This is a genomic window from Streptomyces luteireticuli, assembly GCF_041519305.1.
GTDB lineage: Bacteria > Actinomycetota > Actinomycetes > Streptomycetales > Streptomycetaceae > Streptomyces > Streptomyces luteireticuli.
Genome location: NZ_CP167927.1, coordinates 2438806 through 2462276, shown reverse-complemented (window position 1 = coordinate 2462276; position 23471 = coordinate 2438806). Strand labels below are relative to the sequence as shown.

The 23471-nt window shown below is 72.5% G+C and carries 24 protein-coding genes; 17 read left to right on the top strand and 7 right to left on the bottom strand.

All coding sequences use genetic code 11. The annotated features are described in order from the left end of the window. The first annotated feature begins 24 nt into the window (after positions 1–24). Genes AB8735_RS10355 through AB8735_RS10320 form a run of 8 tightly spaced genes read left to right on the top strand, consistent with a single transcriptional unit; the run spans position 25 to position 6661 of the window. Positions 25–810 (top strand): ArsR family transcriptional regulator, encoded by a 786-nt coding sequence (locus tag AB8735_RS10355; protein ID WP_344024747.1) that lies wholly within the window; start codon positions 25–27, stop codon positions 808–810. Next, complete coding sequence (gene sufB, locus AB8735_RS10350) at positions 807–2228, top strand: Fe-S cluster assembly protein SufB (RefSeq protein ID WP_344024749.1); 1422 nt, start codon at positions 807–809, stop codon at positions 2226–2228. Before AB8735_RS10355 ends, sufB begins: the two co-directional genes overlap by 4 nt. 60 nt (positions 2229–2288) lie before the next feature. Next, positions 2289–3470, top strand: coding sequence for a Fe-S cluster assembly protein SufD (gene sufD / locus AB8735_RS10345; RefSeq protein ID WP_344024751.1), 1182 nt, complete (start codon positions 2289–2291; stop codon positions 3468–3470). Next, positions 3467–3796, top strand: coding sequence for a non-heme iron oxygenase ferredoxin subunit (locus AB8735_RS10340; protein WP_344024753.1), 330 nt, complete (start codon positions 3467–3469; stop codon positions 3794–3796). Before sufD ends, AB8735_RS10340 begins: the two co-directional genes overlap by 4 nt. A gap of 7 nt (positions 3797–3803) precedes the next feature. Continuing rightward, complete coding sequence (gene sufC / locus AB8735_RS10335) at positions 3804–4568, top strand: Fe-S cluster assembly ATPase SufC (RefSeq protein WP_344024755.1); 765 nt, start codon at positions 3804–3806, stop codon at positions 4566–4568. Further along, positions 4565–5821: a cysteine desulfurase gene (locus AB8735_RS10330; RefSeq protein WP_344024757.1), complete on the top strand. Its 1257-nt coding sequence runs from the start codon at positions 4565–4567 to the stop codon at positions 5819–5821. The genes sufC and AB8735_RS10330 overlap by 4 nt, the downstream gene beginning before the upstream one ends. A gap of 34 nt (positions 5822–5855) precedes the next feature. Beyond that, positions 5856–6329 carry a Fe-S cluster assembly sulfur transfer protein SufU gene (sufU, locus tag AB8735_RS10325; protein WP_344024759.1) on the top strand — a complete coding sequence of 158 codons (474 nt, stop codon included), beginning with the start codon at positions 5856–5858 and terminating at the stop codon, positions 6327–6329. Beyond that, positions 6326–6661 carry a metal-sulfur cluster assembly factor gene (locus AB8735_RS10320; RefSeq protein WP_344024761.1) on the top strand — a complete coding sequence of 112 codons (336 nt, stop codon included), beginning with the start codon at positions 6326–6328 and terminating at the stop codon, positions 6659–6661. The genes sufU and AB8735_RS10320 overlap by 4 nt, the downstream gene beginning before the upstream one ends. 127 nt (positions 6662–6788) lie before the next feature. Here AB8735_RS10320 and AB8735_RS10315 read toward each other — a convergent pair whose 3' ends face one another. From AB8735_RS10315 to dapD, 3 genes are all read right to left on the bottom strand, one after another. After that, positions 6789–7436: a hypothetical protein gene (locus AB8735_RS10315; protein ID WP_372406806.1), complete on the bottom strand. Its 648-nt coding sequence runs from the start codon at positions 7434–7436 to the stop codon at positions 6789–6791. Next, a complete protein-coding gene (locus AB8735_RS10310; RefSeq protein WP_372406805.1) occupies positions 7433–7570 on the bottom strand; it encodes a hypothetical protein in 138 nt (45 codons plus the stop codon). The genes AB8735_RS10315 and AB8735_RS10310 overlap by 4 nt, the downstream gene beginning before the upstream one ends. Positions 7571–7704: 134 nt before the next feature. Further along, on the bottom strand, positions 7705–8694 hold the full coding sequence (dapD, locus tag AB8735_RS10305; protein WP_344024767.1) for a 2,3,4,5-tetrahydropyridine-2,6-dicarboxylate N-succinyltransferase: 990 nt from the start codon (positions 8692–8694) through the stop codon (positions 7705–7707). 125 nt (positions 8695–8819) lie between these two features. Here dapD and AB8735_RS10300 point away from each other — a divergent pair, with 125 nt between their 5' ends. The 4 genes from AB8735_RS10300 (at position 8820) to AB8735_RS10285 (ending at position 12850) form a co-directional block, all read left to right on the top strand. Next, positions 8820–10043, top strand: a complete 1224-nt coding sequence (locus AB8735_RS10300) for a S8 family peptidase (protein ID WP_372406803.1) — start codon at positions 8820–8822, stop codon at positions 10041–10043. An 83-nt stretch (positions 10044–10126) separates the two neighbouring features. After that, entirely contained in the window at positions 10127–10765 is a 639-nt protein-coding gene (locus tag AB8735_RS10295) for a TetR/AcrR family transcriptional regulator (protein WP_372406801.1), read from the top strand. Beyond that, on the top strand, positions 10762–11424 hold the full coding sequence (locus AB8735_RS10290) for a VC0807 family protein (protein ID WP_372406799.1): 663 nt from the start codon (positions 10762–10764) through the stop codon (positions 11422–11424). Before AB8735_RS10295 ends, AB8735_RS10290 begins: the two co-directional genes overlap by 4 nt. Before the next feature lie 4 nt (positions 11425–11428). Then, positions 11429–12850 (top strand): FAD-dependent monooxygenase, encoded by a 1422-nt coding sequence (locus AB8735_RS10285; RefSeq protein ID WP_372406796.1) that lies wholly within the window; start codon positions 11429–11431, stop codon positions 12848–12850. Between the two features lie 87 nt (positions 12851–12937). Here AB8735_RS10285 and dapA read toward each other — a convergent pair whose 3' ends face one another. Beyond that, complete coding sequence (dapA, locus tag AB8735_RS10280; RefSeq protein ID WP_372406794.1) at positions 12938–13852, bottom strand: 4-hydroxy-tetrahydrodipicolinate synthase; 915 nt, start codon at positions 13850–13852, stop codon at positions 12938–12940. 123 nt (positions 13853–13975) lie between these two features. Then, positions 13976–15832: an endonuclease/exonuclease/phosphatase family protein gene (locus AB8735_RS10275; RefSeq protein WP_372406792.1), complete on the bottom strand. Its 1857-nt coding sequence runs from the start codon at positions 15830–15832 to the stop codon at positions 13976–13978. A gap of 338 nt (positions 15833–16170) precedes the next feature. On the opposite strand from AB8735_RS10275, the gene AB8735_RS10270 reads away from it, so the two are divergent. The 5 genes from AB8735_RS10270 (at position 16171) to AB8735_RS10250 (ending at position 20896) form a co-directional block, all read left to right on the top strand. Then, the gene (locus AB8735_RS10270) at positions 16171–17661 is read left to right on the top strand and encodes a hypothetical protein (protein WP_344024782.1); all 1491 of its coding nucleotides are present in this window, start codon (positions 16171–16173) and stop codon (positions 17659–17661) included. A 274-nt stretch (positions 17662–17935) separates the two neighbouring features. Beyond that, on the top strand, positions 17936–18646 hold the full coding sequence (locus tag AB8735_RS10265; RefSeq protein ID WP_372406789.1) for a DUF4097 family beta strand repeat-containing protein: 711 nt from the start codon (positions 17936–17938) through the stop codon (positions 18644–18646). Positions 18647–18803: 157 nt separating this feature from the next. Continuing rightward, positions 18804–19211 carry a hypothetical protein gene (locus tag AB8735_RS10260; RefSeq protein ID WP_372406787.1) on the top strand — a complete coding sequence of 136 codons (408 nt, stop codon included), beginning with the start codon at positions 18804–18806 and terminating at the stop codon, positions 19209–19211. 114 nt (positions 19212–19325) lie between these two features. After that, positions 19326–19769 carry a hypothetical protein gene (locus tag AB8735_RS10255; protein ID WP_372406784.1) on the top strand — a complete coding sequence of 148 codons (444 nt, stop codon included), beginning with the start codon at positions 19326–19328 and terminating at the stop codon, positions 19767–19769. Beyond that, positions 19769–20896: a sensor histidine kinase gene (locus AB8735_RS10250; RefSeq protein ID WP_372406782.1), complete on the top strand. Its 1128-nt coding sequence runs from the start codon at positions 19769–19771 to the stop codon at positions 20894–20896. Before AB8735_RS10255 ends, AB8735_RS10250 begins: the two co-directional genes overlap by 1 nt. A 5-nt stretch (positions 20897–20901) precedes the next feature. Here AB8735_RS10250 and AB8735_RS10245 read toward each other — a convergent pair whose 3' ends face one another. Both AB8735_RS10245 and AB8735_RS10240 read right to left on the bottom strand, forming a co-directional pair. After that, a complete protein-coding gene (locus tag AB8735_RS10245) occupies positions 20902–21507 on the bottom strand; it encodes a response regulator (protein ID WP_372406779.1) in 606 nt (201 codons plus the stop codon). 147 nt (positions 21508–21654) lie between these two features. Beyond that, positions 21655–23430, bottom strand: coding sequence for a P-loop domain-containing protein (locus AB8735_RS10240; RefSeq protein WP_372406777.1), 1776 nt, complete (start codon positions 23428–23430; stop codon positions 21655–21657). Positions 23431–23471: the final 41 nt, after the last annotated feature.

Sequence of the window (23471 nt, the reverse complement as noted above, 5' to 3'; positions counted from 1 at the left end):
AGCAAATTACGCAACAATGGTGTTGTGAAATACGCGGGCGAGGCTCCGGAGGGGCTCGCGGCCGGGCAGGCCGCCGGGCCGTACGGGCGCGTACCCACCCCTGCGTCCCAGGACCAGCCCGCCCAGGACGAGCAGCGCGGCACCCGGGCCCGCGTGGTGAGGTCCATCCTCGACCACGGCCCGTCCACCGCCGCCGAGCTCGCCCTGCGGCTGGAGCTGACCCAGGCGGCCGTCCGCCGCCACCTGGACACCCTGGTCGGCGAGGGCCTCGTCGAGCCCCGCGAGAAGCGGGTCTACGGGGCCCGCACCCGCGGCCGCCCCGCCAAGGCCTTCGCCCTGACGGACTGCGGCCGGGACGCCTTCGACCAGGCCTACGACAAGCTGGCGGGCGACGCCCTGCGCTGGATCGCCCAGGCCGCCGGCGGCGGGGAGATGGGCGAGGCCGCGGTAGCCGCCTTCGCCCGCGCCCGCATGGCCGCGCAGGCCGAGGCGTACCGCGCGGCGCTGGCCGCCGCTCCCCCCGAAGACCGCACACGGGCTCTGGCCAGGGCATTGACCGAGGACGGGTACGCTGCTACGGCGCGCACAGCGCCGGTCGGCGAACAGCTCTGCCAGCACCACTGCCCGGTCGCCCATGTCGCCGAGCAGTTCCCGCAGCTGTGCGAGGCGGAGACCGAGGTCTTCTCCCGCCTGCTCGGAACGCATGTGCAACGTCTTGCCACCATCGCCCACGGCGACGGAGTGTGCACGACGTTCATCCCCAACAAGACCACCGCATCCACCAGCACGGCCGGGAGGAACCCCGCATGACTCTCCCCACGGAGACTGCCCACCCTGAGCTCGAGGGCCTGGGCACGTACGAATACGGCTGGGCCGACTCCGACGCGGCCGGTGCCGCAGCCAAGCGCGGCCTCTCCGAGGAGGTCGTCCGCGACATCTCGGCCAAGAAGACCGAGCCCGAGTGGATGCTGAAGCTCCGCCTCAAGGGACTGAAGCTCTTCGGCAAGAAGCCCATGCCGACCTGGGGCTCCGACCTGAGCGGCATCGACTTCGACAACATCAAGTACTTCGTCCGCTCCACCGAGAAGCAGGCCGCCTCCTGGGAGGACCTGCCCGAGGACATCAAGAACACCTACGACAAGCTGGGCATCCCCGAGGCCGAGAAGCAGCGCCTGGTCGCCGGCGTCGCCGCCCAGTACGAGTCGGAGGTCGTCTACCACCAGATCCGCGAGGACCTGGAGCAGCAGGGCGTCATCTTCCTGGACACCGACACCGCCCTGAAGGAGCACCCGGAGCTCTTCCAGGAGTACTTCGGCACGGTCATCCCCGCCGGTGACAACAAGTTCGCCGCGCTGAACACCGCCGTGTGGTCCGGCGGTTCCTTCATCTACGTCCCGAAGGGTGTCCACGTCGACATCCCGCTGCAGGCCTACTTCCGGATCAACACGGAGAACATGGGCCAGTTCGAGCGGACGCTGATCATCGTCGACGAGGACGCCTACGTCCACTACGTCGAGGGCTGCACCGCCCCGATCTACTCCTCGGACTCGCTGCACAGCGCCGTCGTCGAGATCATCGTCAAGAAGGGCGGCCGCTGCCGCTACACGACCATCCAGAACTGGTCGAACAACGTCTACAACCTGGTCACCAAGCGCGCCGTCGCCTACGAGGGCGCGACCATGGAGTGGATCGACGGCAACATCGGCTCCAAGGTGACGATGAAGTACCCGGCCGTCTACCTGATGGGCGAGCACGCCAAGGGCGAGACCCTGTCCATCGCCTTCTCCGGCCAGGGCCAGCACCAGGACGCCGGCGCCAAGATGGTCCACATGGCGCCCAACACCTCCTCCAACATCGTCTCCAAGTCGGTGGCGCGGGGCGGCGGCCGCACCTCGTACCGCGGTCTGATCGAGATCGGCGAGGGCGCCGGCGGCTCCAAGTCCAACGTGCTGTGCGACGCGCTGCTGGTGGACACCATCTCCCGCTCCGACACCTACCCCTATGTGGACGTCCGCGAGGACGACGTCTCCATGGGCCACGAGGCGACCGTCTCCAAGGTCAGCGACGACCAGCTCTTCTACCTGATGAGCCGCGGTCTGTCGGAGGACGAGGCCATGGCGATGATCGTGCGCGGCTTCGTCGAGCCGATCGCCCGCGAGCTGCCCATGGAGTACGCCCTGGAGCTCAACCGGCTGATCGAGCTGCAGATGGAAGGCTCGGTCGGCTGACGCCCACCGCCCTCCCGACCGCAGCGAACCTTTTGGACAGGAAGAGAAACCACGACAGCCATGGCTGACAACACTCCCGCCGGCAGCACCACCGACGGCGCCATCCAGGTGGGCGGACCCCAGCAGCCCATCGACGCGCGGGTCAGCGCCCCGGCCTCGTACGACGTCGCCGACTTCCCCGTGCCGCACGGCCGCGAGGAGGAGTGGCGCTTCACCCCGCTGGAGCGCCTCCGCGGTCTGCACGACGGCACGGCGGTCGCCGACGGCGCCGGCGTCAAGGTCGAGGTGAGCGCCCCCGAGGGCGTCACCGTGGAGACCGTCGGACGGGACGACTCCCGCCTCGGCAAGGCCGGCAAGCCCGTCGACCGGGTCGCCGCCCAGGCGTTCAGCTCCTTCGAGAAGGCCACCGTCGTCTCCATCCCCAAGGACACCCAGCTCACCGAGCCCGTCCGGGTCGCGGTGCACGGCGAGGGCGGGGTGGCCTACGCCCACGCGCTCGTCGAGGTCGGTGCCTTCGCCGAGGCGATCGTCGTCATCGACCACACCGGTGACGCCACCCTCGCGGCCAACGTCGAGTACGTCCTCGGCGACGGCGCCAAGCTCACCGTCGTCTCCGTCCAGGACTGGGACGACACCGCGGTGCACGCCGCCCAGCAGACCGCCCTGGTCGGCCGGGACGCCAGCTTCAAGTCCGTGATCGTCACCTTCGGCGGCGACCTGGTCCGCCTCCACCCCCGCGTCGTCTACGGCGGCCCGGGCGGCGAGGCCGAGCTCTACGGCCTGTACTTCACCGACCAGGGCCAGCACCAGGAGCACCGCCTCTTCGTCGACCACGACACGCCGCACTGCCGCAGCAACGTGGTCTTCAAGGGCGCGCTCCAGGGCAAGGACGCCCACGCCGTCTGGATCGGCGACGTCCTCATCCGCGCCGCCGCCGAGGGCACCGACACCTACGAGCTCAACCGCAACCTGGTCCTCACCGACGGCGCCCGCGTCGACTCGGTCCCCAACCTGGAGATCGAGACCGGTGAGATCGTCGGCGCCGGCCACGCCTCGGCGACCGGCCGCTTCGACGACGAGCAGCTCTTCTACCTGATGGCCCGCGGCATCCCCGCCGACGAGGCGCGCCGTCTGGTGGTCCGCGGCTTCTTCGCCGAGCTCGTCCAGCAGATCGGCATCCCCGAGCTGGAGGAGCGCCTCATCACCAAGATCGAGGCCGAGCTGAAGGCGTCGGTGGCATGACGTACGTACGCGTCGCCGCGCTCGGCGACCTCGAGGAGGACACCCCCAAGCGGGTGGAGATCGAGGGCACCCCCGTCTCGATCGTCCGCACCGAGGGCGAGGTCTTCGCCATATACGACATCTGCTCGCACGCGAACGTCTCGCTCTCCGAGGGCGAGGTGGAGGACTGCGCCATCGAGTGCTGGCTGCACGGCTCCACGTTCGACCTGCGCACCGGAAAGCCGTCGGGGCTCCCCGCCACCCGACCGGTCCCCGTTTACCCCGTCAAGATCGAAGGAGACGGCCCGGACGCGTCCGTGCTCGTCTCCATCACCCAGGAGTCCTGAGTTCCCCATGGCAACGCTTGAGATCCACGACCTGCACGTCTCCGTCGAGGCCGACAACGGCTCCCGGGAGATCCTGCGCGGCGTCGACCTGACCGTGAAGCAGGGCGAGACCCACGCCATCATGGGCCCCAATGGCTCCGGCAAGTCCACCCTGGCCTACTCGCTGGCCGGCCACCCCAAGTACACGATCACCGGCGGCACCGTCACCCTCGACGGCGAGGACGTCCTGGAGATGTCCGTCGACGAGCGCGCCCGCGCCGGGGTCTTCCTCGCCATGCAGTACCCGGTCGAGGTCCCCGGCGTCTCGGTCTCCAACTTCCTCCGCACCTCCGCCACCGCCGTCCGCGGCGAGGCCCCCAAGCTGCGCACCTGGGTCAAGGAGGTCAAGGAGGCCATGGAGCGGCTCCACATGGACCCCTCCTTCGCCGAGCGCAACGTCAACGAGGGCTTCTCCGGCGGTGAGAAGAAGCGCCACGAGATCCTCCAGCTGGAGCTCCTCAAGCCGAAGATCGCCATCCTCGACGAGACCGACTCCGGCCTGGACGTCGACGCCCTGCGCATCGTCTCCGAGGGCGTCAACCGCGTCCGCGAGACCGGCGAGGTCGGCACCCTGCTGATCACGCACTACACCCGCATCCTGCGGTACATCAAGCCCGACTTCGTCCACGTCTTCGCCAACGGCCGCATCGTCGAGTCCGGCGGCGCCGAGCTCGCCGACAAGCTGGAGGAAGAGGGCTACGAGGCGTACACGACGGGAGGCGTAACCGCGTGACCCATATCCCGGGGTTGCTGGACACCGAGGCAATCCGCAAGGACTTCCCGATCCTCGACCGCCTTGTGCACGAGGGCAAGAAGCTCGTCTACCTGGACAACGCGGCGACCTCCCAGAAGCCGCGCCAGGTCCTCGACGTCATCGCCGAGTACTACGAGCGGCACAACGCCAACGTCCACCGCGGCGTGCACGTCCTCGCCGAGGAGGCGACGGCGCTCTACGAGGGCGCGCGCGACAAGATCGCGGCGTTCATCAACGCGCCCAGCCGCGACGAGGTGATATTCACCAAGAACGCCTCGGAGTCGCTCAACCTCGTGGCGAACATGCTCGGTCTGGCCGACGAGCCGTACCGGGTGGACCACGACACCGAGATCGTCATCACGGAGATGGAGCACCACTCCAACATCGTTCCGTGGCAGCTGCTCGCGCAGCGCACCGGCGCGAAGCTGAAGTGGTTCGGGCTGACCGACGACGGCCGCCTCGACCTCTCCAACATCGAGGAGATCATCACCGAGAAGACCAAGGTCGTCTCGTTCGTGCTGGTCTCCAACATCCTGGGCACGGTCAACCCGGTCGAGGCCATCGTCCGGCGCGCCCAGGAGGTCGGCGCGCTGGTCGTGATCGACGCCTCGCAGGCCGCTCCGCACATGCCGCTGGACGTCCAGTCGCTCCAGGCCGACTTCGTGGCCTTCACCGGCCACAAGATGTGCGGCCCGGACGGCATCGGCGTCCTGTGGGGCCGCCAGGAGCTCCTGGAGGACCTGCCGCCGTTCCTCGGCGGCGGCGAGATGATCGAGACCGTCTCGATGCACTCCTCCACCTACGCTCCCGCGCCGCACAAGTTCGAGGCGGGCACGCCCCCGATCGCCCAGGCCGTCGGCCTCGGCGCGGCCGTGGACTACCTCACCTCGATCGGCATGGAGAAGATCGCCCGGCACGAGCACGCGCTCACCCAGTACGCGATCCAGCGGCTCCAGGAGGTCCCCGACCTCAAGCTGATCGGCCCCACCACGGCCGAGGACCGCGGCGCCGCGATCTCCTTCACGCTCGGCGACATCCACCCGCACGACGTGGGCCAGGTCCTCGACGAGCAGGGCATCGCCGTCCGGGTCGGCCACCACTGTGCGCGTCCGGTCTGCCTGCGGTACGGAATTCCGGCGACCACGCGGGCGTCGTTCTATCTGTACTCCACCCCCGGTGAGGTCGACGCGCTGGTCGAGGGCCTGGAGCACGTGAGGAACTTCTTCGGCTGATGGGCAGGGCTGATGGGCAGATGGGCAGCGGACTGTGAAGCTTGATTCGATGTACCAGGACGTCATCCTGGACCACTACAAGCACCCGCACGGGCGGGGCTTGCGTCCCGGCGACGCCGAGGTGCACCACGTCAACCCCACGTGCGGCGACGAGATCACCCTGCGCGTCCGGCTCTCCGGCGGGACGGTCGAGGACGTCTCGTACGAGGGCCAGGGCTGCTCCATCAGCCAGGCCAGCGCCTCGGTGCTGAACGAGCTGCTGGTCGGCAAGGAGCTCGGCGACGCGCAGCGGATCCAGGAGACCTTCCTGGAGCTGATGCAGTCCAAGGGCCGGATCGAGCCGGACGACGCCATGGAGGAGGTGCTGGAGGACGCCGTCGCGTTCGCCGGCGTCTCCAAGTACCCCGCGCGGGTGAAGTGCGCCCTCCTGAGCTGGATGGCGTGGAAGGACGCGACCGCCCAGGCGATGGGCGGGAGCCCCGAAAACTCAGCAAGGAAGACCGCATGAGCGACGAAGTGACCACCACCAAGCCGGCCACCGAGGACGAGGTCCGCGAGGCCCTCTACGACGTGGTCGACCCCGAGCTGGGCATCGACGTCGTCAACCTCGGCCTGATCTACGGCATCCACATCGACGACGCCAACATCGCCACCCTCGACATGACCCTGACGTCCGCGGCCTGCCCGCTGACCGACGTCATCGAGGACCAGGCGAAGTCCGCGACCGAGGGCATCGTCAACGAGCTCCGGATCAACTGGGTCTGGATGCCGCCGTGGGGCCCCGACAAGATCACCGACGACGGCCGCGAGCAGCTCCGCGCGCTGGGCTTCAACGTCTGATCGGCCTCGGCGTCCGATCGGCCTCAGCGCCTGAGCGCCCGCTCCTCCAGCAGCCCGTCACCCGGCAACGCCCGGGCGGCGGGCTGCTGTTGCATCGCGCAGTGGATGCCGCCGCCGGAACCCATCCCTAGTCGGGCATCGGGAATCTCGCCAACTGGCCCTCGAACCAGTCCAGTCGGGCCTGCAGCAGTGCCGCCTCCGCCATCAGCTCCGGCAGCGTCCGGTCGGTGACGGCTCCGCTCCGCTCGGCCGTCACCTTCACCCCGTCCCCGACCAGCCTCTCGAACTCCTCGAACGTCACGCTCGCGCCGCCCAGTGCGCAGCCGCCGCAGTCCGCGGCGACCACGCGCCAGCCCGGGCGGCCCCACCCGGCGTCCGCGAAGCGGACCGCGTCGTGGCCGCAGGCGCAGGAGCCGACGCGGACCGTGCGCACGCGCTGGCGCGCGTAGCGCATGCCGCGCTCGTAGCGGATGTAGGAGCCGAGGACGCCGATCTCCAGGACGACCGCCCGGCGGTGCTGCCCGGCGCAGGTGAGGGCGAGCGCGTCGGCGAGGGAGTGCAGGCAGTGGAAGCCGCAGTCGCAGCGGCGGGCCGGGGGGTGGTGCCGGCGGCCGTAGACGCAGCGGGCGTCGTCCAGGGCGCCGTAGGGCGCGCCGCCGCCGAGCGAGACACCGGTGAATCCGGCCCCGGTGGCGTTCCGGGAGAGCACCGGATAGGCGATCTTGTAGCCGGTGGGCGGCTCGGCGGGGCGCTCCTGGGGGAGCCGGAGCCTCATCGCCCGGCCGGGACGGCTTCTTCGGCGGTGCGCTCGGCGGCCGCCGGCTCGGCGGATCCGTCCGCCTCCACGACGACGTCCGGTTCCCCGGTCTCCTCCGCGAAGCCGACCGCCAGCGGTTTGCCCAGCTTCATGACGCCCTCCGATGGGTTCGCTTCCCGTGGACCGACGGCACCCATGGTGGCGCAGCACGTCCGGGACACGCCAGAGCGGCCGTACCGCGGTCTCCCGCCGTACGGCCGCTCGGCGAACGAACGTGCCCCGTGCGTCAGTTGTGGCTGTGCAGCGCCTCGTTGAGGCCGCCCCAGGTGGCCTTGTACGGGCGGGCCTCGACGGCGCCCGTGGTGGAGTTGCGGCGGAAGAGGATGTTGTCGGCGCCGGAGAGCTCCAGGGCCTTGACGATCTCGCCGTCGGGCATGGTGACGCGGGTGCCGGCGGTCACATAGAGGCCGGCCTCGACGACGCACTCGTCGCCGAGCGCGATGCCGATGCCGGACTCGGCACCGAGCAGGCAGTTCTTCCCGACGGAGATGATCTGCTTGCCGCCGCCGGAGAGCGTGCCCATGGTGGACGCGCCGCCGCCGATGTCGCTGCCGTCGCCGACGACGACGCCCGCGCTGATGCGGCCCTCGACCATGGAGGTGCCCAGGGTGCCGGCGTTGAAGTTGACGAAGCCCTCGTGCATGACGGTGGTGCCCTTGCCGAGGTACGCGCCCAGGCGGACGCGGTCGGCGTCGCCGATGCGGACGCCGGAGGGGGCGACGTAGTCGGTCATGCGCGGGAACTTGTCGATGCTGGTGACCGACAGGTGCAGGCCCTCGGCGCGGGCGTTCAGCCGCACCTGCTCGACCTGGTCGACGGCCACGGGGCCGAGCGAGGTCCAGGCGACGTTGGCGAGCAGGCCGAAGACGCCCTCCAGGCTCTGGCCATGCGGCTGGACCAGGCGGTGGGAGAGCAGGTGCAGACGCAGGTAGGCGTCGTGCGCGTCGAGCGGCTTGTCGTCGAGCGAGGAGATGACCGTACGGACGGCGACGACCTCGACGTTCCGGCGCGGGTCCGGGCCGACGGCCTTGAGGGCGTTCTCACCCAGCAGCTCGGCGGCGGCGTCGGCGGTCAGCCGCTCGGTGCCGGCCGGGCCGGGCTCCTCGACCAGCTCGGGTGCCGGGAACCAGGTGTCGAGGACGGTCCCGTCGGCGGCGATCGTGGCGAGGCCGGCGGCGACGGCGCCGGTGGTGGAGGGGGCAGCAGCTTCGGTCATGTGCGAAAACCTAACCGGACGGGGGTGGTCTAGGCGAACCGGGCCCCCGGGCGGGCCGGGCGGCATCCCCGCCAGACGGACCAGCCCCGATCGCGGGCCGCCGCGCGGGGCCCTATCCAGGGGGCATGACCCCGCACCGACATCCACGGCACCGCCCGACCGCCGTCCTCCTCGCCGCCCTCGCCCTCGCCGCCGCGGCCCCCGCCGCCCCCGGGTCCCGGGAACCGGCCCCCGCCCCCCTGCACCGGACCTCCGGCACGGCCGTCACCGGCCACTACATCGTCACGCTCCGCAGCGGCGGCAGCCCCCGTACGCTCGCCGCCCGGCTGGGCGTGACCCCGGACATCGTCTACCGGCACGCCTTCCTGGGCTTCGCCGCGAAGCTCTCCGCCGGTCAGCTGGACACCGTCCGCCGGGCGCCGGACGTGGCGGCGGTCGAGGAGGACGCGCTCTTCCACGCCTCCGGCTCCCGGGGGCCCCGGCCCGGCAGGGTCGCCGCGTCCTCCTGGGGCCTGGACCGCATCGACCAGCGGAACCTGCCGCTCGACGGGCAGTTCAACGTCAACGGCACCGGCCGGGGCGTCACGGCCTACATCGTGGACACCGGGATCGACTACGCGCAGCAGGAGTTCGGCGGCCGTGCCGGGAAAGGCGTCGACCTGGTCGACCCCAACGGCGACGGCTCCGACTGCCCGACCGGCTCCGGTCACGGCACCCATGTCTCGGGCATCGTCGGCGGCGCGCAGCACGGCGTGGCCCGGGGGGTGAGTCTCGTCAGCGTCCGCGTGCTCGACTGCGGGGGATCGACCTCCACCGCCCGCTTCGTCCAGGGGCTCGACTGGGTCGCGCAGAACGCCGATTCCGCCTCCGTGCTCAACGCCTCGATCAACGGCCCCTCTTCGTCGGCCACCGACAGCGCCGTGAACGCCATCGCGAACAAGGGCATCCTCCCGGTCGTCTCGGCGGGCAACGCCGAGGGCGGCGCCGACGCGACGAACGCCTGCGGCAACTCGCCGGGCGGCGCCCCGGGCGCGGTGCCCGTCGGGGCGACCGACCAGACCGACCACATGACCGCTTTCAGCGACTGGGGCACCTGCGTACGCCTCCTCGCGCCGGGGAACGAGATCGTCTCCGCCCGGATGGGCGGCGGCACGGAGACCATGAGCGGCACCTCGCAGGCGGCCCCGCATGTGACGGGCGTCGCCGCGCTCTACCGGGCGGCCCACCCCGACGCGACGGCCCGGGCGGTGACCGACTGGCTGACCTCCTCCGATGTGGCGACGCAGATCCCCCGGGCCAATGTGCGGGACAGCACGCCCAACAGGCTGCTGTACACGGGCGGTTTGTGAGTTCCGGGAGGAGGCCAGCATTCCGTTTTGCTTGACCAAACCAATACTTGCTCGGGCGAGCAAGACGCCCCTACGGTTTGCTCATGCGAGCAAAAAGCAGCGAGGCCAAGCAGGAACCGGGGGACCGGACGTTCATCGAGGCGGCCCGGCGGGCGCAGATCGTCGCCGCCGCGATCGACGTCCTCGCCGAAGTCGGCCACGCCAAGGCGACGTTCACGAGGATCGCGCGCAAGGCCGGGCTGAGCAGCACCGGGATGATCTCGTACCACTTCGCCGGCAAGGACGACCTCATGCGGGAGGTCGTCGCCGAGGTGCTCCGGACCGCCGAGGGCTATATGCGCCCCCGGATCGAGGCGCACACGACCGCCTCGGGGCGGCTGCGCGCCCACATCGAGTCCAATGTCGAGCTGTTGGTGGAGTTCCCGGGGTATCTGCCGGCCCTGGTGGAGGTGCTGGCCAACGACCGGTGCGACGACCGGACCGCCCGCGAGTTCACCGGCGCGACCGAGACCATGAACCACGTCCTGGCGGAGGCCATGCGCCGAGCCCAGGCGGCCGGTGAATTCCGCGAGTTCGACCCGGAGACCATGACCCTCGCGCTCCGCGGCTCCATCGACGCGCTGATCGGCCGCGCCGCCCGGGACCCCCACTTCGACGCGCTCGCCCACGGCCGCGCGCTCGCCGACATCTTCGACCACGCGACCAGGAGGACGACCTCGTGACCACCCACCTCGCGGCGCAGCCCGCCGCCGGGCGACGGAACACCGCCGCCGTGCGTCGGCACCTGGCACTGCAGCTCGTCTTCGAACTGGCCCTTCCGCTCGGGGGGTTCTACGGCCTCCAGGCCATGGGCGTCGGTCAGTGGCTCGCCCTGCTCGTCGGCAGCCTGCTGGCCGTGCCGTGGATCGTCCACGGCATGGTCAAGCGGCGCAGGGTCGAGGCCATGGCCGTGTTCACCCTGGTCCTGATGATCGCCGGGGCGCTGATGACCCTGGTCACCGGAGACCCCCGCGTCCTGTTGATCCGGGACAGCTGGATCTTCGGCCTGATAGGCCTGTGGATCCTCGGCACGCTGCCGACCCGCCGCCCGTTCATCCTGGCCATGACGCAGGCCGTCGTCACCGCGCGGGTCGGGGAGGAGGGCTGGCGCACCTGGCTGTCCCAGTGGGACGGGAACGCCGTGTTCCGGCGGCGTCTGCGGGTGCTCACCGCCGTGTGGGGCCTGGGGTTCACCCTTGACGCGGGGGTGCGGGTGGTCCTGGCCATGACCCTGCCCGTCGGCTCGGTGCCGCTGGTCAGTACGGTGCAGTGGCTGGTCGTCCTGGCCGGCCTCATCACGTTCCACAAGCGCTACGTAGACCGCCATGGACTGAAAGCGTGATCCCATGACCAACCCCGACGTGATCGTCGTCGGTGCCGGCCCCACCGGCCTGACCCTCGCCAACGAACTCGGCCTGGCCGGCATCAGCACCGTCGTCGTGGAGCGCGGCCGTGAACGCAGCGGCCAGTCCAAGGCGTTGAACCTCCAGCCGCGCACCGCCGAGATGCTCGACCTGCGCGGCTGGCTGGAGCCGGTCGCCGACCGGGCCCTCACCACCCTGCCCCGGGGGCACTTCGCCGGAATCCCGCTGGACTACGGCGTCTTCGACACCCGCTTCCCCTACCAGGTCGGCATCCCCCAGGCCCGCGTCGAACGCTTCCTGGAGGAGCACCTCGCCGAGTACGGCGTCCCGGTGCTGCGCGGCCACGAACTGACAGCTCTCGCACAGGACGCGGACGGGGTCACCGCGACCGTCACCGGCCCGGCCGGTGAACGCACCCTGCGGGCCGCCTACTTGGTGGGCGCGGACGGCGGGCGCAGCCGGGTGCGCAAGGAACTGGGCGTCGGCTTCCCCGGGCGGGACGCGCGGGTGTCCATGGCCGTCGCCGATCTCGAGCTGGAGGACGACCCGGAGCTGCCGACGGAGTGGCAACTGCCGTCGTTCGACATGGAGCAGGGGCCGACGGGGTTCCTGACGCCACTCGGCGACGGCGTCTTCCGTTACATCTTCGGCGCGGCGCCGCACGGCGAGGTGCCCCGTGACGCGCCGGTCGGCGAGGCGGAGGTCCGGGCGGCGCTGGGCTCCGGCCCCGGCTTCCACCCCCGGCTGCGCGCCGTCCGCTGGGCCTCGCGCTTCACGGACGCCTCGCGTCAGGTGGAGCGCTACGTCAACGGCCGGGTGCTGCTCGCCGGCGACGCCGCCCACGTCCACCTGCCGGCGGGCGGCCAGGGGCTCAACCTCGGGGTCCAGGACGCGTTCAACCTGGGCTGGAAGCTGGCGGCGACGGTGCGCGGGCGGGCGCCGGAGGGGCTGCTCGACACGTACCACTCCGAGCGGCATCCGGTCGGGGCGGGGGTCCTGGAGAACACGCGGGCGCAAGGGGTGCTGGCGATCCCCGACGACGACGCGCGCGCCATGCGCGCGGTCGTCGCCGCGCTCCTCGCCACGCCGGACGGGAACCGGCTGATCGCCGGCATGGTTTCCGGTCTCGATGTCCGTTACCCCATGCCGGGCGCGTCCGGCCATCCGCTGTTGGGCGGGCGCCTGCCGGGGCTGAGGCTGCGGGAAGGGCGGGGGCTGTACCTGGGCCCGGGCGGTGGTGGGGCGGTGCGGGGGTGGGCGGATCGGGTGGAGCATGAAGATGCTGCGGAGGCGGTCCTGGTGCGGCCGGATGGTTATGTGTGCTGGGCGGGTGCGGGTGCGGGTGCGGGTACGGGGGATGGGCTGGAGGCGGCGCTGGAGCGGTGGTTCGGCGTGGCCGGGTGAGGGTCTTTGCCCCTGGCCCGCCCTTTCACCGTTTCTTCCGGGGGCTGCGCCCCCTCGGCCCCGCAATGCGGCTGCGCCGCATTGTCCTCAAACGCCGGACGGGCTGGAGTGCGCCACCGTCGCCTCGTACGCCTTCCGCAGCTCCGCCACCCGCTCCCCGTCCGCTTCCTGCAGAGGCGCCCGCACCGGGCCGCCCGGCAGTCCCAGCGCCCCCAGCAGCCCCTTCGCCGTCACCGTCCCGGGCAGCCCGGAAGCCATCATCAGCTCCACCAGCGGCAGCACCCGCTGCTGCAGGCGCACCGCCTCGTCCGGCGCCCCCGCCTCGAACGCGTCGAGGGCCGCGGCCAGCAGCGGGCCCGCCGCGTTCGCGACCGTGCTGACGTACCCGACCGCTCCCACCGACCGCAGCGGCAGGTTGAGTTCCTCCGCGCCGGAGTAGTACGCCAGACCCGTCTCCGCGATGACCTTGGCGCTGCCGAGGAGGTCGTAGGCGCAGTCCTTGACGCCGGCCACGCGCGGGTGGCCGGCCAGCCGGAGCAGGGTGTCCGTCTCGATGCGGGTGCCCGTGCGGCCGGGGATGTCGTAGAGCATCACCGGTACGCCGACCGCATCGGCGACCGCCAGGAAGTGCGCGGCGACGGCGTCCTGCGGCGGACGGCTGTAGTACGGGGTGACGACGAGCACCCCGTCCGCCCCGGCGGCCTCGGCGGCGCGGGCGAGTGCGACCGTGTGCCGGGTGTCGTTGGTGCCGACGCCGGCCGTGATCCGGGCGCGGCCGGCGACGGCGTCGGCCACGGCCCGGATCAGGGCGCCCTTCTCCGCGTCGGTGGTGGTCGGCGCCTCGCCGGTGGTGCCGCTCAGCACCAGTCCGTCGCAGCGGCCGGCCCCGACGAGGTGGTCGGCGAGGCGCTGCGCGCCGTCGAGGTCGAGCGCGCCGTCGTCGGTGAAGGGGGTCACCATCGCACAGACCGTACGGCCGAAGGGGCTGGGGAGCGGAGTCATCGCGTCACTCTCCGGGAACCGGGAAGGAAAGGGAACGTAAGGGAACGTCCCGAGTCTCCGGTCCAACGGCCGTACAGGTCCATGGAATTGTTCTGCATCGAGGATTAAGCAGCGCTTAATCCACTACGGCTTCCAGCGGAGCACCTGCGGGTCGTGGTCGCTCGCCTGGTCCGCGAACTCGGCGTTGATGTGGACGATGTCGTAGTCCGTCCGCTTCCGGCCGTTCATGGCGGGGCTGGTCAGGATGTGGTCCAGGACCTGGGAGTTGCCCTGGAAGACATAGCCGTACCGTTCCTTCACGGGCAGCAGGTTCACCTGGTCGGTGAGCACGCGGCCGGCCGTGAGCGCGGAGAGCGCGGGGGAGAACTGGTAGTCGTTGAGGTCGCCCGCGACGATCACGTTGGCCTTCCGGTCGGCCGCGAGGAGCTGCTTGACGAAGGCGTTGACGACCTTCGCCTGCTTGCCGCGCTGGACCTCGGAGGTGCGGGACGGCGCCTGGAAGCGGCTGTCGAGACCCTGGTCGCCGCCCTTGGAGTTGAAGTGGTTGGCGATGACGAAGACCCGCTTGCCGCGGAAGGTGAACTGGCCCGCCAGCGGCTTGCGGCTGTTCTGCCACGCCTCGTTCGCCGGGTCGATCCGGCCGGGGGAGGCGGAGAGCGCGGCCCTGCCGCCGTCGCGGACGACCGTGACCGGTGTGGTGGAGTCGCCGCCCGCCGTGTCGGTGAAGGAGACACGGGCGGGGTTGAAGAGGAAGGCGGTCCGTATGTTGCCGCCGGGCTGGCCGCCGTCCCGGCCGTCCACCGGGTTGATCTGCCGCCACTGGTAGGCGGGCCCGCCCGCCGCGGCGATGGCGTCGGTGAGCTTCTTCAGCGTGACCCCGGCGTCGACGGTGCCGTCGTTGCCGGTGCCGTTGTCGTCCTGCACCTCCTCCAGGGCGACGATGTCGGGCGAGGCGAGGTTGGTGACCAGCGCGGAGGCCAGCCGGTCGAACTTCGCCTGCGGGTTCTTGGGGGAGAGGTTCTCGACGTTGTATGTGGCGACGGCCAGTTCGCCGCGTCGCTGCTTGCGGGTGGTCTCCCGCTTCAGGCCCCGGTCGGTGAGGCTGCCCAGCTCGGTGGCCTGGAGCGTGTAGCCGCCGTGGTTGCCGTAGTCCAGCGGACCGGCGGTGACGCCCGTCAGCTCGTCGCCGACGTTGGCGACCGGGAAGGGGCGCTCCGCGAACGGGATGAGCGAAGCCACCTTGACCCGGGCCGCGTTGGGGTCGGCGTACGCGCCGTAGAGGACGCCGCCGCGCGCGGTGCGGTCGTGGCGGGCGTCGGCGGTGACCCACAGGTCGTGGTACTGGCTGGTCGCCTGGGCGACCGGCGCGTTGCGGACGGAGACCCGCATGCCCTCCAGCGACTCGAAGCGGTCCAGGGCGTAGCGGTCGGGCCGCAGCGGGAGCTTCTCGACCGAGCCGCCGTGCGCGTCGGGCGCGTAACGGAAGGGCAGCGTCCGGGCGTTGAGCTCGACGGCGGCGGGCAGGGCGTTGCCCGAGGAGCGCACGGTCCACTGCGCGCCGGTCAGCTGGGTGACGGACTGGAGACCGGCGTTCTCGCCGCCGGGGTAGTACTCCTTGACCGTGCCGGAGACCAGTACCGCGTCGCCCGGCCTGACGTCGGGGGCGGTGGAGCCGGTGAAGACGAAGAGGGCCTCGCTGGTGGCCGGGTCCTTGTCCGGGTCCGGGTCCTGGAACCAGAAGCCGCGGGCGGAGCCGAAGCCGCGGACGGCGGTCACGACGCCCGGCACCCCGGCCACCTGCTGCCCCGCGTACGGGGAGAGGCGCGTGGTGCCCTGGATGTCGTGGATGCGGACGCCGTCGTCGTCGGCCGCGGCGCCGGCGGTGGGCGCGGTGAGCAGCCCGGCCGCGAGCGCGCCGGTGACGAGGGCGGCGAGGGTGACAGCCGATCTGCGGGTGGTGCGGCGCCGACTGCTGGGCACGGAGAGCCTCCGGTGGAGTGTGAGGGGCTGAAGAAGGACGTCGTTCGGGCACGGCTCGGGCACGGCTCGGGCGCGCGGGCCTTGACGCGATTTCTACGCGCGTCAATTTCTTGTGTGAACACGTCAGTTGTCAAGGTCCTGCGGGTGGACGGCCCCCGACGAGTGGGTGAACCGGGCGGCGGTGGGCCAAACCCGTCTACGCTGGGGCGGTACGTGCGCCTCCGGCACCCGTGCGCGCTCGCCGCCGCGGGCGGGCGGCCGCGGCCACGCCCCCGGACCATGACGTTCATCACGCCGGCCCGCCACGGTGCCGGCGCCCCGAGGAGATGACCCCCCTGATGCCCGTAGACCGCCCGACCATGCCGCCGGTGCGGCTCCGCTCCGACGCGGAGCTCGCGCGCGACGCGCTCACCGCGCCGCTGTTCGCCCGTGCCGCCCGACTGGCCCGCTGGGCCGGGGAGGGCACCCCGGTCGGCGCGGGCGGCGAACTCCTCGCCGACCAGCTGCGCACCGCCACCGGTCTGCTGGGGCTCGACGGGGACGAGGACGGTCCGGCGTACGCCGCCGAGGCGTGGCAGCTGGCGCTGGACACCGGCCTGGTGGAGTTCACGGAGCGGCCGGGGGCCGACGAGGCGGCGTCCGACGAGCCCAGCGGCACCGCGACGGCCGGCGAGGAGCTGGCCACGCTCACCTCCGGCAGCCCGCAGGACATCCTGGACCTGTGGCTCGGCGGCCTGGAGTCCGTCCTCGCGGACGCCGCCGCTCCGGACCTGGGCGACATCGTCGACCAGCTCTCCGAAGGCGGCGAGCTCGACCTCGACGCCATCGACTGGAACCCCGAGGAGGAGGCCGACTTCCTTGACGGCGTCCTCGGCAACCTCTATCTGCTGACCGCCCTGGACGAGGGCTCCGCCGAGCGGCCCGTGCCGCTGCCGGCCCTGGCCGCCTCCGTGATCGTCCCGGACGACATGGACGAGCCCACCGACGACATCCTCGAAGAGGTCTCCGACGCGATGATGCGCCTGGACGACCAGTTCCGGATGCTCGCCCCGACCGGGCTCGTCGAGTACCAGCCGGTGGACGAGGCGCTCATCGAGGAGGTCGACGGCGAGGGCCACATCCGCGAGTCCGTCGACGGCGTGGCCTCCGACCTCCCCGAGGACGAGGACGTCACCCGCTACGGCATGGTCGCCCTGACCCCGCTGGGCGTCTTCGCCGTACGCACCCGGATGCTGGAGGCGGGCGTCGACGCCCCCGCCGTCGGCGACCTCGCCGAGCAGGACGCCACCGCGCTGCTCGCCGCGCTGCCGCACCACCCGGAGCCGGCGGCCCGCACCGAGAGCGAGCTGTGGCTGGCCCGCCGCGAGCCCGCCGACGCCGCCCGCGAACTCCTCGCCGCCGCGCGCGGCGACGACGAGGACGCGCCCCTGCGCCGCCTCGCCTGCCAGCAGGCCCTCGCGCTCGTCCCCGCCTCGGCCGAGCCGGCCCTGCGCGAGGTCCTCGACGACCCGCAGCTCGGCGGCCTCGCCCGGGTCTGGCTGGCCGAGCGCGGCGCCACGGGCATCCCCGAGCCGGGGGAGACGATGGTCTTCTGGCTCACCGTGGACACCATCGCCGCCCAGCTCGCCACCGAGGACGACTCGGCCGAACTGCGCGACCTGGTGCAGGGGCTGGTCGGCCAGCACAGCGGCTTCTTCGACTCGGCCTGGCGGGTGGAGCACCCCGCGACGGCGGACGTCCTGGAGGCGATGGGGCGTCTGCACCCGGACAAGAAGGTGGCGAAGGAGGCGCGGAAGGCGGCTTTCAAGGCGCGGTCGCGGCGCGGCTGATTCAGCCCGTCTGGGGGTTGCCCCCTCCGGGGAGTTTGAGGACTTCGCCCGAAGGGCGAATGGGGTCCGGGGTCTCCCCGGGGAAACGGTGAAAGGGCGGGCCAGGGGCAAATTCCCCACCGCCCGGCCCCCGTTCACCCTGAGGCGCACGCCACCCGCCCCCTAGGGATCACCGGGGACGGTGTCATACCCCGAGCCGACGCCCGCCGCCCCGCCCGGGGAGGAGGATGGGGCACGCACCGTCCCCCTCCCGAGCCCGGAGCCCGTAACCGCCATGGACCGCCATCGCACCTCCACCCTCGCCCTGACCGCCGCCGCCCTCACCGCAGCCCTCCTCGTGACCGGCTGTTCGATGTCCGGCGGCCCGGTCAAGAAGGCCGAGCGCACCTACACCGTGGACGGGAAGGTCACGACGGTGGACGTGGCCACGCACGGCGGGGAGATCACCGTCCTCCCGGTCACCGGCGGCGACGGGAAGGTGCGCGTCACGGAGCGGTACGAGTACAGCGACAGCAAGCCCGACCCCGAACACCGCCTGGAGAACGGCAAGTTCACGATCGACAAGGCCACCTGCGGCGGCGCGCTGCACGGCCGGTGCACGGTGAGCGTCGAGGTGCACGCCCCGCGCACGGCGGACCTCCGGCTGAGCACCAGCGGCGGCAACATCACCGTCCGCGGTGCCTCGGGGACGGTCGCCGCCGACACCAGGGGCGGCAACGTCACCCTGGAGGACTGCGCCTCCCGTTCGGCGACCGCGCACACCAAGGGCGGTGACGTCACCGCCTCCTTCACCGTCGTCCCCGACTCCGTGGACGGCCGCACCTCCGGCGGCGACGTCCGCATCCGCCTCCCCAAGGGCACCTACGCGGTCGACGCCTCCACCTCCGGCGGCAACCGCGAGGTCGTCGTCCCCACGGACGAGGGCTCCGCGCACAAGGTCACGGCGCGCACCCAGGGCGGCGACGTCCGCGTCCTCGGGCAGTAGCCGCGGCGGCCGGGGCGGCCGCGGCCCGGGCGGCGTGAAGATCTCACGCCGGGGCCGTGAAGCCCGCACTCCCCGGCCGCGCCGCGCCCTGCTGGGATGGACCGGGCACCGCGCACCCCGCGTGGGTCCATCCGACCTCCAGGACCCTGAGGAAGACATGAGCAAGTTCCAGCGGTGCCGCGCCTCGGCCGCAGGTGTCGTCGCGGCCGCCACCCTGTCCCTGATCGGCTTCGCCGCGTCCCCCGCCGCCGCCTCGGCGCGCGGGTGCACCGGCAACGCGGGCATGACGGACGGTTCGGGGTCGGTGTGCCTGGACGTCACCGGCGCCAAGCTGAAGATCGACCGGTTCACCCTCAGCAAGAAGTCCAACAACCGCGCCTGGAAGGACAAGCCGGTCATCGTCGCGGGCTCCTGGTCCTGGACCGGCCCGATGCAGGACGCGCGGCGCACGCAGACGGTCGAGGTCTCCCAGACGATCAACCGCAGCTTCCCCAACAATACGAAGATGTGCGGCTATTGGAGCCAATTCCCCGGCAAGAAGGCATGCATCACGATCCACAACTAGGGTCGGGTAGGCTGGCGGTGGACGATGATCCGATACCACGGATGATCGACATATGACCGAACGGCATGTGATCGAGCACCGCCGTCCGCCGCCTGCCGACCGATACGGGGAGAGATGTCACAGCCGCCGCGGACGCGCAGGTCCACCCGCGCGAAGCTCCTGACGACCGCCGCCGCGGCCGCGTTCCTGGGCTGGACGGCCGTCGTGGTCGTCGCCATCGCCCGCACCCCCGAAGCCGGGGCCGAGAGCTTCGAGGCCCTCGCCGCGGTGGTCGACCGCTCCGTCCACAGCGACGACATCGGCGGACTCGAACGGTATGTGCACGGCGACGGCGCCGGGGAGTACACCGACACCCTGGCGGAGAAGCTGACGGGCGCGGGCTTCGACGCCGTCTCCGTCACCCCCGACACCTCCCGGCGGGCGCAGGTCATCACCCTGACCGCGACCCGCCGTGGCCACCTCGTCTCCTGCCTCGACTGGGAGACCGTCCAGGACGAGGGCCGCTGGTTCCTCGACCCGGTCACGCCGCTGGTCACGGACGGCTGCCGGAAGCCGTAGTGCTCCGCGCCGACCGGCAGGTCCGTGCCGGCCTGCTCACCTCCCTCGTCCTGTGCGCGGTCTTCTGCGTGGCGCTCGGCACCGCCTACCCGCGGCTGCTGGAGCAGGCCGCCCCGTACGGAGCCGCCGTCCCCGCCGCGCTCACCGCCGCCCTGCTGCTGGTGACCGTCGCCCAGCACACCCCGCCGCGCGCCCGCCGCCCGCACCGCCGGCTGCTCCTGCTCGCGGTCCAGGCCGTACTCACCTACACCCCGCTGCTCGTCCTCGGCGAACCCTGGCTCAGCGCCCTGGGGTTCCTGCTCGGTGCGGCCCTCGCCCAACTGCCCCGGCCCCTCTCGCTCTACGCCGCCGCCGGGGTGGCCGCCAGCGGGCCCCTGATCATCGTTCTGCTGCCGGTGGACAACCGCCTCGGCTTCCGTGTCGCCCTCGACACCCTGCTCGTCGGGCTCGTCGTGCACGGCATCGTGCGGCTGTCCCGGCTCACCTCCCAGGCGCAGACGGACCGGACCAGGGCCGCCGCCCTCGCCGTCCAGCGCGAACGCGACCGCGTCGCCCGCGACCTGCACGACCTCCTCGGCGCCCAGCTCTCCGCCGTCGCCCTCAAGGCGCAGGCCGCCGAGGCGGCCGTGCACGACACGGACGCGGTGCGCCGCGAGCTCGCCGAGATCCAGCACCTCGCGCGCACCGCGCTCGCCGACGTACGCGGTGTCGCCCGCGGCCGGCTCGCCCTCTCCCTCGACGACGAACTCGCCCGCGCCCGCTCCGTCCTCACCGGCGCCGGCGTCACGGCCGAGGTCACCGGCCCCGCCGCGCCCCCGCCCCCGGACCTCTCCGGCGTCCTGGGCGCCGTGCTCCGCGAGGGCGTGACCAATGTGCTGCGGCACAGCGACGCGCGGCACTGTGCGATCACCGTCGAGCGGGGCGCGGAAGGGGTGCGCCTCGTGATCGTCAACGACGGTGTGCGAAGCGGTGGTCGGGACGCTCACGGCAGCGGTCTGCCCGGGCTCGCCGCGCGGGCGGAGGAGTCGGGCGGGCGCCTCACCGCCGTCACGGACGCGGGCGGCCGCTTCCGGCTGACCGTCGAACTCCCCGTCGCCGGACTCCCTGTCGCCGGGCTCCCTGTCTGACGGCGTCAGATCCAGCCGTTGCGCTCGGCGATCCGCACCGCGTCCACCAGCGTGCGGGCGCACAGCTTGGCGGTGGCCGCGGACAGGCAGTTGCGCACCCGCCCCAGCGACAGGAACAGCTCGGCGGCGATCTCGCGCGGCGCCGCGCCCGTCGCGGCCAGCGCCAGCACCTGGGTCTCCCGCTCGGTGAGCGGGGACACGCCCGGCTCCCAGGACGCCTCGGCCAGCCCCGTGCCGATCACCCGGCCGCCTGCCGCCACCGTCCGGATCGCACCGGCCAGTTCGGCCGCCGTCGCGGTCTTGAGCAGGAACCCCGGTATCCCCGCGGACAGGGCCCGGTGCACATGGCCGGGCCGGTCCATGCCCGTGAGGATCAGCGACCGGCAGTCCGGGAGCTCCTCCCGCAGCCGTACGGCCGCGGTCAGCCCATCCACGTCCGGCAGGCCCAGGTCCAGCACGGCCACGTCCGGCCGGTGCCGCAGCGCGGCGGCGGACACCTCCGCGCCGGAGGCGACGTCGGCCACCACCTCGATGCCCAGCTGCCGGCCGAGCAAGGAGACGAGCGCGGTGCGTACGACGTGCTGGTCCTCGGCGACCAACACCGAAATCACGGCAAAACCACCTGTTCCCCCGGCACACCCCTCATGGGGGACATGCCACCCCCGTTGTGACACGAGCGTCGATGATAAGCGCCGGGGGCCGTGCCGTGCCCCTCCGGCCCCCGGCGGCCGGGGCCCTCATGGCCCCCTATGGCCCCCTTACGGCCTGCGGGTCACCGACAGCGTCCGCAGCCGGTTGAGGGCCGCCGCGACCTCGAAGCGGCGGGGGAGGGCGAAGTCCTCGTCGCGCAGCGACAGCAACGGGCCGACCCCGGCGGCGAGTTGCGCGTCCAGCAGATCGAGGGCGGCGGCCAGGGTGCGGCGCCCGTCCAGGTGTCCCTCGCGCACCAGCAGCCCCAGGGCCAGTCCGATGCCCACCACCTGGCGGGAGTCGGTGATCTGCTCGACCGCCCGGACGTCCACGGTGTGCTCGCCCAGGACCAGGGCGTCGGTGCCCCGGGCGGTCACCCGCAGCCGGCCCCGGACCGTGCCGTCCACGGACGCCGGGTCGGGGCTGCGGTGGACGACGGCGGGGAACGCGTCCGCCTCCGCGCGGCGGCCCGTCGGGACCGCCGCCAGCTCCTTCGCCCGCGCCGTGACGTCCGCCGGGCGGTAGCCGTCCATCATCACGACCCGGCCGGCGACCTCCGTGTAGTCGCCCGAACCGCCCATCACCAGCACCGTCGAGACCCCGTGCTCCCGGTGCAGGGACCCCACCAGGTCCACGAACGGGGTCAGCGGCTCCCGCTCCTTGGCGACCAGCGCCTGCATCCGCGCGTCCCGGATCATCAGATTGGTGGCGGCGGTGTCCTCGTCGACGAGCAGCACCCGCGCCCCCGCCTCCACCGCCTCCACGATCGACGCGGCCTGGGAAGTGGAACCGGACGCGTTGTCCGTACGGAAGTCCGTGGTGTCCTGCCCCGTCGGCAGATGGCTGACGAACGCGTGCAGGTCCACCCGCTCGACCCGGCGCCCGTCCTCCGCCCGCACCTTCACCGTCTCGTGGCGGGACGCCACCAACTCCCGGCCGTCGCCCGGGACATGGTCGTACACCCCGCTCTCCAGCGCGCGCAGCAGCGTCGACTTGCCGTGGAAACCGCCGCCGACGACGAGCGTGACCCCCTCCGGCACACCCATCCCCGACACCGCGCCCGCGTGCGGGAGCTCCACCGTCACCCGCAGCTCCTCCGGGGACCGGAAGGGGACGACGGACGGGCCCGTCGCGGGCCGGTCGTCCACGCCGCTGCGGCGCGGCAGCACGGCACCGTCGGCCACGAAGGCCACCAGCCCCAGGCCGGGCAGGGCCTCGCGCAGGGCGCGGGAGTCCTCGACGGTCTCGATGAAGCGCCGGATCGCGGCGGCGTCCAACGCCGCGTGGCACAGGGCACGTTCGGCCAGCCGGGGCAGGCGCCGGCACAGGAGGTCCTCGGCGGCCCGGCCGTCGATGCGGCGCCCCGGGCCGGGGAGGGGGACGTTCAGCCGGAGCGTCACCGCTCCCCGCTCGGAGACCTGGCAGGAGGAACGGTCGAGCACCTCCTGCCCTCCGGCGTCCACGGACAGATCGTCGTCGGCGAGCGCCGCGGCCCGCCGGGCGAGGAAGCAGGCCAGGGCGCGCCGGCGCACCGGGGTCCCATACAGCTCCGCCGGGAACCCGGCGGCGGAGGCGGGCACCTGCACGGCGACGCGCGCGGGCGGCGCGTAGGGATCCGCCTGCGCCCGGACGAGCTCCACCGTCAGCCCCTCCGGCGCCGGTCCGGCCGCGTACCGGCGGCCGGTCAGCGATCTGTACCGGCCGTACGGGGCGCCGTCCAGGCGGCGCAGGGTCTCCGGGAGATCGCCGCCGCTCCCGTGCGGGGCGCGGCCGTTCTCGCGCGGCGGGCGGCCGTTCTCGCGCGGGGCGCGGCTCGGGCGGCGTCGGTCCGTGCTGTACGCCATGGTCTCCAGGTCACCTTTCGTCCGTCGGCGGGTCCCGCCAC

Bases quoted from the DNA above. Each gene is read 5' to 3' on its own strand.
- sufB (WP_344024749.1), top strand. From the start codon at position 807: ATGACTCTCCCCACGGAGACTGCCCACCCTGAGCTCGAGGGCCTGGGC.
- sufD (WP_344024751.1), top strand. From the start codon at position 2,289: ATGGCTGACAACACTCCCGCCGGCAGCACCACCGACGGCGCCATCCAG.
- AB8735_RS10340 (WP_344024753.1), top strand. From the start codon at position 3,467: ATGACGTACGTACGCGTCGCCGCGCTCGGCGACCTCGAGGAGGACACC.
- sufC (WP_344024755.1), top strand. From the start codon at position 3,804: ATGGCAACGCTTGAGATCCACGACCTGCACGTCTCCGTCGAGGCCGAC.
- AB8735_RS10320 (WP_344024761.1), top strand. From the start codon at position 6,326: ATGAGCGACGAAGTGACCACCACCAAGCCGGCCACCGAGGACGAGGTC.
- AB8735_RS10315 (WP_372406806.1), bottom strand. From the start codon at position 7,436: ATGAGGCTCCGGCTCCCCCAGGAGCGCCCCGCCGAGCCGCCCACCGGC.
- AB8735_RS10310 (WP_372406805.1), bottom strand. From the start codon at position 7,570: ATGAAGCTGGGCAAACCGCTGGCGGTCGGCTTCGCGGAGGAGACCGGG.
- dapD (WP_344024767.1), bottom strand. From the start codon at position 8,694: ATGACCGAAGCTGCTGCCCCCTCCACCACCGGCGCCGTCGCCGCCGGC.
- AB8735_RS10300 (WP_372406803.1), top strand. From the start codon at position 8,820: ATGACCCCGCACCGACATCCACGGCACCGCCCGACCGCCGTCCTCCTC.
- AB8735_RS10295 (WP_372406801.1), top strand. From the start codon at position 10,127: ATGCGAGCAAAAAGCAGCGAGGCCAAGCAGGAACCGGGGGACCGGACG.
- AB8735_RS10285 (WP_372406796.1), top strand. From the start codon at position 11,429: ATGACCAACCCCGACGTGATCGTCGTCGGTGCCGGCCCCACCGGCCTG.
- dapA (WP_372406794.1), bottom strand. From the start codon at position 13,852: ATGACTCCGCTCCCCAGCCCCTTCGGCCGTACGGTCTGTGCGATGGTG.
- AB8735_RS10270 (WP_344024782.1), top strand. From the start codon at position 16,171: ATGCCCGTAGACCGCCCGACCATGCCGCCGGTGCGGCTCCGCTCCGAC.
- AB8735_RS10265 (WP_372406789.1), top strand. From the start codon at position 17,936: ATGGACCGCCATCGCACCTCCACCCTCGCCCTGACCGCCGCCGCCCTC.
- AB8735_RS10260 (WP_372406787.1), top strand. From the start codon at position 18,804: ATGAGCAAGTTCCAGCGGTGCCGCGCCTCGGCCGCAGGTGTCGTCGCG.
- AB8735_RS10255 (WP_372406784.1), top strand. From the start codon at position 19,326: ATGTCACAGCCGCCGCGGACGCGCAGGTCCACCCGCGCGAAGCTCCTG.
- AB8735_RS10240 (WP_372406777.1), bottom strand. From the start codon at position 23,430: ATGGCGTACAGCACGGACCGACGCCGCCCGAGCCGCGCCCCGCGCGAG.